We start from the raw sequence: 7,862 nt of genomic DNA on the forward strand, positions 1-7,862 counted from the left end.
CGGGTACACCCAAGGCCTGAGTAGGCACTCGACGCAGGACCTGTGATCAAGTCTCGCGGCCTGACTTGTCTGGCCTGAATACGCGGAGAGGCGGTCGTCGAAGCGCATGCGCCGTAGGCGCGAGTCTCGACGGCTCGGACGCGAGACAGAAGGGGGCCGCGAACACGCCGCGCCCGCGCGGCCAAAAACACAGCATCCGCAGCGCCGAAGGCGCTGCAAATTAGACACGAGCACAAAATAGCCCGGCACCTGAGTGCCGGGCCTTGATTGCGTTACCGGGCCGGGCTGATAGGTCCCGGTAACGCTGGTCGTCCGACTAGACGACAGTGCGGGTGCGCGTGCGGGCGTTGCGACGCTTGAGCGCCCGACGCTCGTCCTCGCTCATACCACCCCACACGCCGGCATCCTGCCCGGACTTCAGGGCCCAGGACAGGCAGTCGGCGGTAACGGGGCAGCGAGCGCAGACCAGCTTGGCATCGGCAATCTGCGCGAGCGCCGGACCACTGTTACCCACCGGGAAGAACAGCTCGGGGTCCTCATCGCGACAGATGGCCTTGTGGCGCCAGTCCATTCCTCTGCTCCTTTACTGGGCGCCGCAAAGGGCGCCGATGGTTTGTGGATCGTTCACTTGTGCGACTCGAATGTTTCCGCACGGTTGCTTGTGAATGCTTTCACGAACACCGTAGATGTCAATAGGTATCCGGTGCACCGTGGGGAAGCTCACGCTCTCACGGACCCCCAGGGGGACCTGCCCGGTCCTTTGTACTCGCTCTACCTGGTTTTCGCAGCACAACATCGAGATTTTTCGCGCGTTTCGCGCTCATTCGGGGTGTGGAGCGACGACCTCGAGTACATCCGGCACGGCTGTGAAATCCACCATGTTGCGTTTTCCGATGAAGTCGCCATCGATTTGCAGCCCGATGGGCTCGGCGGTCTCGATATGTACGGACGGCACATCGTCTTCGCGAAATAGGTTGCGGGACTTGGGATTTCCATTGACAGCGAGCAACTGCCTGGCAAGCAGCAGGGTGGAGACCACCGACATCGACCGCACCGCAAACACGCCGAGACCCGTCTCGAAGGTCGTTCCCGGGTTCGTGTGCACCGGGGTGGCGTTCAGGTAGGTCCACGGACTCGCGTTTGTTACGAAGGCGTAATGGACCTCACCGATGGGGTCGAATCCGGGAATCTCGATCCGGATGCTCGGCTCCTTGCGCCTGGCCTTGAAAAATTGTCGCACAGTTGTTCGAACGTAGCGACCGGGGGTGGCGGCGCGGCCATTGGCGCGGCTGTTGTCGATCGCCTCGCAGACATCGGCGTCCAGACCGACACCCGCGCTGAAGCCGAACCAGCGATCATCGGCGAGGCCGAGGCCGATTTTGCGGTCCCGGTTGAGGGTCAGCAGGTCGATGAGCTGGTTGGTCGCGGTCACCGGATCCGGGGATATGCCGAGGGCGCGCGCGAACACATTCGCCGAACCGCCCGGAATCACGCCGAGGCGCGGCAGCCATGCCTGTCCGTCGTCGACCTGGGGCAGCGGTAGAAACCCGTTGATCGTCTCGTTGACCGTCCCATCGCCGCCGTGCACGACGATCAGATCCATCTCGTTGGTCGCTGCCCACTGGGCCAATTCCGCCGCGTGGCCGCGGTGCTGGGTATGCGCGACGGTCAGCTGCGTGCGGCTCTCCAACGCGTGCGCCAGCAGGTCCCGCGTCGCCGGCGTAGTCGAGGTGGCATTCGGATTCACGATCAGCAGCGTCCGCACCCTCGGCAGCCTAATCGGCGGACGGCCCGGTCCGAAAAGCCGTCGAGTGGGTTCTAGGCTTGGCCACGTGGCGGACAGCGGCAAGGACGAGGTTTCGGCGGGTGTGCCCGCGACGGTGCGCGGTGCGGGCGGATTGGTCGCGCTGGAGGGTGCGGTGGCCGTGGTCGTGGCGATCGTGCTGGTCGTGCGCGGGCTGCTCGGACACGATCAGACTGCCGTGAGCGGATACGGCACGGCCGCATGGTTCGGCATCCTCGGCGGTGCGGTGCTCGCGGCCGGGATCGGACTCTTTCTCGGGCATCGCTGGGGGCGGGCCATCGCCGTGATCGCACAGGTGCTGCTGCTTCCGGTGACCTGGTCGCTGCTGACCGATTCGCATCAGCCCGTGCTCGGCGCGCTGCTCGGCATTGTCGTGGTCTCCGCACTGGTGCTCTTGTTCGCGCCCGCGTCGAATCGGTGGATGGCCGAGGTGTATGGAATCGAACCGGATACTCCCGAATCGAAGTAGCCGGGCTCAGGCGGTGACGGCCCGCAGTGCCTGACGGCACAGGCGATCGGCTTGCCGGGTGGTTTCCGGCTGACGGAAGCGCGGGGTGAGCGCGAGCACCTGGGTGCATGCGGTATCCAGGTCGATGAGATGGCCGACCGAGACGAAGACCGGTTTGACACCGCGTCGGGTGCGCAGCGCACGCCCGACGATTTCGCCGTCCATGGTGATATCGCTGACCGCGCCGCGCTCCGGACCGGGCTCCGGGTAGTCGCCCCACGGCGTCTTGGCTACGCCGATCGTCGGTGTGCCCGTGAGGATTCCGACATGACAGGCCAAGCCGAAGCGGCGTGGATGGGCGACTCCCTGGCCATCGCAGATCAGCAGATCCGGTGTAGTAGTGAGCTTTTCGAGCGTGGCGAGAGTGGTGGGCAGTTCGCGGAAGGACAGCAGACCAGGCACATAGGGAAAGGAGACGGTGCCGTGCGCTACCGCGGTATCGACAATATCCAGTGTGGCACTGTCCAGTACGACGGCGGCCGTGGCAGCGATCCGGGTTGCGTCGTCGTAGGCGGAGTCGAGTCCGGCGATGGTGCGGAATTGCGGTGGCCGCGGGTCGGCCGCAATCACCAATGGCCGCAGAGCATCCTGGATGGCCATGGCCTCGTCCGCGGTGGTCGGCCAATCCGTGGGTGCGGTAACCCTCACTCGACTGTGTTCATGCTTCGCTCGCTGACGCTCACTCGACTGTGTTCATGGTTCGCTAGCTGACGCTCACTCACGAGGCTTCGGCGGCGAGCTTATCGATGGCCGCGCCGGTGAGTCGGTAGCCGACCCACTCGTCCTGCGGGTTGGCGCCGATGGATTTGTAGAACTCGATGGCGGGCGTGTTCCAGGTCAGCACGGCCCAGTCGACCCGGCTGTAGCCGTTCGCGGCGGCCTCCTCGGCGAGGGTGGTGAGCAGCGCCTTGCCGTAACCCTTGCCGCGGGTTTCCGGCTTGACGTAGAGGTCCTCCAGATAGATACCGTGTACGCCGGTCCAGGTGGAGTAGTTCAGGAACCAGATCGCACAGCCGACCACACCGGTCTCGTCCTCGACGACATGGGCGAAAACCGCGGGTGACGGCCCGAACAGCGCGGCGTCGAGTTGTTCGGCGGTGAGCGTGCACTCCGCGCGGGACTTTTCGTACTCGGCGAGGTCCTCGACGAGGCCAACCATGGCGGGTACGTCGGCGGGGGTGGCGCGGCGGATCGTGCCGGGGCGTGTCATAGTGCGGCTCCGTGGTTTGCGGGAACTAGGTTGTGCGCCAGGATGGTTCGATCGTCGTGTTCGTAACCGAGCACGGTGATCGCGGCGGTCGACATCGCGAAGCGACGCCCCTCCCTGATATCGAGTTCGGCCCAGCGGGCGATCAGCGTCCGGGAGAAATGACCGTGGCCGACCAGTACGATATCCCGGTCCGGCAGTGCGGGTTCGACCGATGCCAGCACCCGATCGGCGCGCGCGCTGACCTGCGCGGCCGTCTCGCCACCCGGCACAACTCCGGTCCAGATGGTCCAGCCCGGATCATGCTCGCGGATCTCGACGGAGGTCCACCCCTCGTAATCGCCGTAATCCCATTCGGCCAAATCGTCATCGACGACGGTATCGGTGAGCCCGGCGAGCGCCGCCGTGCGCACGGCGCGTTGCCGCGGACTGGTGAGCACCAGCGGGTCGTTCAGCTCCAGCTCGCTCAGCACAGCGCCCGCGGCGCGCGCCTGTTCCTCGCCGTGCTCAGTGAGCGGCAGATCGGTGCGGCCGGTATGGCGTCGCTGGCTCGACCAGGTGGTTTCGCCGTGCCGGAGCAGTACCAGCCGGGCATCGTCGCGTGCGGACATGACTAGCCCGCCGCCGTGAATCTGTTGCCGTTCGGCGGTGCCTCGATGGTCTTTTCCCGGGCCGGCGGTAGGTGCGGGCCGGTCTTCGGGCGTTCCCGATGAGTTACCCATGTTCTTACTAAATCAGTCATCACGAGCCCAGTGCGAACATCTCGGCTGCACGCCTTTCCAGCACCGTTGTGCCGAGGACGGCGAGCGAGATCGGGGAGCCGTCGTAGCCGGGGCGGGCGACCGGAATGCGTGACACTTCGGCGCCCGAGGTGGGGTCGAGGACCGCGATCGCGCCGTCGACCGGCACGAGTAGTCGGCCCGCCATGAAGACCGGACTGCCGAGTGCGCCTGGTGCGGCCCAGATCGGATCGAAAGTGCCCGCGTTCAACGCGATCAGGCTGTTGCCGGTGAATACCAGGAATAGCGAACTGATCCGGGTGGTCGTCGACTTATCGCTCAGCGGTGCGGAAAGCTGGTGCACCACAAGCGCATTCCCGGTGCCGTCGAAGACCTCGAGCCGCGGGGATATCGCTTCGGCGGTCGCCGTCGCGGGCGCACCGGGTAGGTACAGCACGATTCGGTTGTCGGACACCGCGATTACCCGGGCGTCGGGTGCATCCGCACCGGATCCGTTGAGCACATGCGAGCCGTATTCCTCGGGCACCGTGTTGTCCTTCGGGGCCGGATTGAGCACGGTCAACCGGTTGGCCGGGTCCTCGGGGCAGCGTTCAAGGACGGCGAGCCGGGTGGAGCTCGAACTCGACGAGATCAGCTTGCAACCCTTGCGCGGTTGGGTTTTCACGTTCACCGGTGCGTCGACGTAGCCGTATTCGAGGGTACGCACCAGATCCGAGCGCCACATCTCCAGCCGCCGCGGGCCCTGGGCAAGGACATAGGTGCCGTCGACCGATAGCTGCACGGTCGGATCCATATAGCTGCTGCGCGCGGTCCGGCGCGAACCGTCCTCACCGGCCAGCAGCGTGGCCTGGCTGCAGCCGCGCTGATCCTTGTACACCGCGACCACCGTGCCGAACTGCGACTCCACGCCGCACAGGGGGAGGTCGCGCCGGTAGTGCCACAGCGGCGCACCGGTGCGCGGATCGTGGCCCGTCACGGTACCGTCCGCGCCCGTGACGACCGCGCCAGCGGCCACCAGCGCCCGGCTCGCGGCCGGGTCGGGCGCATGCCACAGCTCATGCAGACTCGTCGGCACCTGATCGGCCGCGGCCGGGGTGGAAACCGGATGTTCCGCTGTGACCGACTCGGTGCCCCTGGCATCGCTGCGCGCCCACACCACCGCTGCCGCGATCACAACGACCACGGCGATCGCGACTGCGGAGATGATGTCGGCGCGCGTTCGCCGCTCGGGTGCGAGCACGCTTGCGAGACTACAACGTATCGTCCGGCCGATGCGATCGGTCTCACCGTGGATCTCCGCCGACGCCCCCGCTGCGCAGACGGCACAGGCGCGCCTGTGGCATGGCAGACGCGCCTGCGTATCGACTATGCCGAGGCGGTAGCGGTCGCGGGAGCAGTGTCCGCGGCAGCTTCGCCGGCGGTCGCTTCGCCAGCGGGCTTGCGACGGCGACGGCGCCGACGCGCGGGCTGATCGGTGGTCTCGGCGTCATCGGCATCGCTGTCCGAGCCCGCCTCGGCGGTCACATCGGTGCCGTTGTCGCCGTTGCCATTCGACTCGGTGCCGTTCGCGGTATCACCGGCGGACCTGCGGCGGCGGCGACGGGTGGGCTTATCCGTCGTCTTGTCGTTGCTCGCGTCGTCGAGTGGGGCTGCGGCGCTATCGGTTTCGGCTTCGCCGGTCTCGGTGTCGTTGGTCGCACCGTCGATCGGCTCGCCCGCGCGGGTGCGGCGCCGAGTGCGCTTGCGCGGCGCGCGAGCGGGGCGCTCGACCACCTCGGCGTCCTCGTCGCGGACCGGCCGCGGCTTGCGGACCGTGCCGGTGACACCCTCGGGAATGCCGAGGTCGGAGAATAGATGCGGGGAGCGCGAATAGGTTTCGACCGGGTCCGGGATGCCGAGGCCGAGGGCGTTGTCGATGCTGGCCCAGCGATTCAGTTCATCCCAGTCGATCAGCGTCACCGCGACGCCGGTGCGTCCGGCCCGGCCGGTGCGCCCGATCCGGTGCACGTAGGTCTTCTCGTCCTCCGGGCACTGGTAGTTGATGACGTGGGTGACATCGTCGATATCGATGCCGCGCGCCGCGACATCGGTCGCGACCAGCACGTTGATGGTGCCTTTGCGGAACTTGGTGAGCGCCTTCTCCCGGGCGATCTGCCCCAGGTCACCGTGTACGGCCCCGACGGCGAAGCCGCGGTCGGCCAGCTCGTCGGCGACCTTCTGCGCGGTGCGCTTGGTCCGGGTGAAAATCATGGTCGCGCCACGGCTCTCGGCCTGCAGCACTTTGGCGATCAGCTCGCTCTTGTCCAGTGCGTGCGCACGGTAGACGAACTGCGCGGTGCGATCGTGCACGGCGGAATCGTGTGGCTCCTCGGCGCGGATATGCGTCGGCTGGGTCAGGAAGGTGCGGGCCAGGGTGATGATCGGGCCCGGCATGGTGGCCGAGAACAGCATGGTCTGGCGCTGCGTCGGGACCATGCCGAGAATGCGTTCGATATCGGGTAGGAAGCCCAGATCCAGCATTTCGTCGGCCTCGTCCAGCACGAGTACGCCGATCTTGCCGAGAATCAGATGGCCCTGATCGGCCAGATCCATGAGTCGGCCGGGGGTGCCGACGACCACGTCCACGCCGGAGCGGAGCGCGGCGATCTGCGATTCGTACGGGCGGCCGCCGTAGATCGAGAGCACGCGCAGCTGGCCCTTGCGGTTGCGCAGGTACTTGCTTGCGTTCTCCAGATCCTCGGTGACCTGGATGCAGAGTTCGCGCGTCGGCACGATGATCAGTGCCCGCGGGGTGCCGTCCAACGGGGTCGTCCCGGTGTCGGCGGTCGCGATCCGGTGCAGCAGCGGCACACCGAATCCGAAGGTCTTACCCATACCTGTGCGGGCCTGACCGATCAGATCTTCACCGGCGAGAGCCAGCGGAAGGGTCAGTTCCTGAATTGCGAAGGTGCGTTCGATTCCGATCTCACCGAGCGCTCGCACGATTTCATCGCGAACCCCCAATTCGGCGAATGTCGGGGCGGTGTGGGTTTCGTCCAGTTCGGCGGTCAGTAGCGTATCCGCCAGACCAGGTTCCTGTTCGACAGTGATCTTGCTCAGGTCCGTGCCTTTCCTCGTTATCGCGTCACGCGCGCACGAGGGTGGGGCGGACCGGCCGGCCCGCGACAACCACATATCCGCCTGTGATACTCACCTCGGCCACTGCCGGTGATGCCTGCGGGAGCTCGTCATTTCGGCGGCTGACCTCGGCAGACATCGGCGCGGCGCAAGGGTGATGCGGATCTGGTGCGCGCACATATTCCCAGACTTCGAAAACCTCGTCGGCGACACTCTGGCGACAGTACAATCCGGCGACTCGACGGACGAAAATTTCCGTTGTCCGCAGAGATTGTAGCGTGATATTGTGCACGGCTCGAATTTGCGGTAGCGACTGCTTGCCGATCGCTCGAAACGGTCGCCGTAGCGGCTGCTTGCAGGTCGCTCGAAATGGCCGCCGTAGCGGCTGGTTGCAGGTCGCTCGAAATGGCCGCCGTAGCGGCTGGTTGCAGGTCGCTCGAAATGGCCGCCGTAGCGGCTGGTTGCAGGTCGCTCGAAATGGCCGCC

Annotated in this window: 9 protein-coding genes; 1 reads left to right on the forward strand and 8 read right to left on the reverse strand. The window is 66.3% G+C overall.

The window, feature by feature from the left end:
* Positions 1–316 precede the first annotated feature (316 nt).
* Positions 317–571, reverse strand: coding sequence for a WhiB family transcriptional regulator (locus AB0J29_RS35845; protein ID WP_011211115.1), 255 nt, complete (start codon positions 569–571; stop codon positions 317–319).
* Positions 572–820: 249 nt separating this feature from the next.
* Positions 821–1,765, reverse strand: a complete 945-nt coding sequence (locus tag AB0J29_RS35850; RefSeq protein ID WP_364795463.1) for a diacylglycerol kinase family protein — start codon at positions 1,763–1,765, stop codon at positions 821–823.
* Positions 1,766–1,832: 67 nt separating this feature from the next.
* Between AB0J29_RS35850 and AB0J29_RS35855 the strand changes: the two genes are divergently transcribed.
* Positions 1,833–2,273: a hypothetical protein gene (locus AB0J29_RS35855; protein WP_364795465.1), complete on the forward strand. Its 441-nt coding sequence runs from the start codon at positions 1,833–1,835 to the stop codon at positions 2,271–2,273.
* A 6-nt stretch (positions 2,274–2,279) separates the two neighbouring features.
* On the opposite strand, the gene AB0J29_RS35860 is transcribed toward AB0J29_RS35855, so the two are convergent.
* The 6 genes from AB0J29_RS35860 to AB0J29_RS35885 all read right to left on the reverse strand — a co-directional run.
* Positions 2,280–2,960, reverse strand: a complete 681-nt coding sequence (locus tag AB0J29_RS35860) for an endonuclease V (protein ID WP_364795466.1) — start codon at positions 2,958–2,960, stop codon at positions 2,280–2,282.
* A 70-nt stretch (positions 2,961–3,030) separates the two neighbouring features.
* Positions 3,031–3,522: a GNAT family N-acetyltransferase gene (locus tag AB0J29_RS35865; RefSeq protein ID WP_364795468.1), complete on the reverse strand. Its 492-nt coding sequence runs from the start codon at positions 3,520–3,522 to the stop codon at positions 3,031–3,033.
* On the reverse strand, positions 3,519–4,130 hold the full coding sequence (locus AB0J29_RS35870; protein ID WP_364795470.1) for an acid phosphatase: 612 nt from the start codon (positions 4,128–4,130) through the stop codon (positions 3,519–3,521). The genes AB0J29_RS35865 and AB0J29_RS35870 overlap by 4 nt, the downstream gene beginning before the upstream one ends.
* 130 nt (positions 4,131–4,260) lie before the next feature.
* Positions 4,261–5,499, reverse strand: a complete 1,239-nt coding sequence (locus tag AB0J29_RS35875) for a hypothetical protein (RefSeq protein WP_364795472.1) — start codon at positions 5,497–5,499, stop codon at positions 4,261–4,263.
* A gap of 125 nt (positions 5,500–5,624) precedes the next feature.
* On the reverse strand, positions 5,625–7,298 hold the full coding sequence (locus tag AB0J29_RS35880) for a DEAD/DEAH box helicase (RefSeq protein WP_364795494.1): 1,674 nt from the start codon (positions 7,296–7,298) through the stop codon (positions 5,625–5,627).
* Between the two features lie 150 nt (positions 7,299–7,448).
* A partial coding sequence (locus AB0J29_RS35885; RefSeq protein WP_364795475.1) for a hypothetical protein occupies positions 7,449–7,862 on the reverse strand: 414 nt, incomplete at its 5' end.

Origin of the sequence: Nocardia sp. NPDC049707 (genome assembly GCF_040674855.1) — a bacterium.
In the GTDB taxonomy this organism is placed as follows: Bacteria; Actinomycetota; Actinomycetes; order Mycobacteriales; family Mycobacteriaceae; genus Nocardia.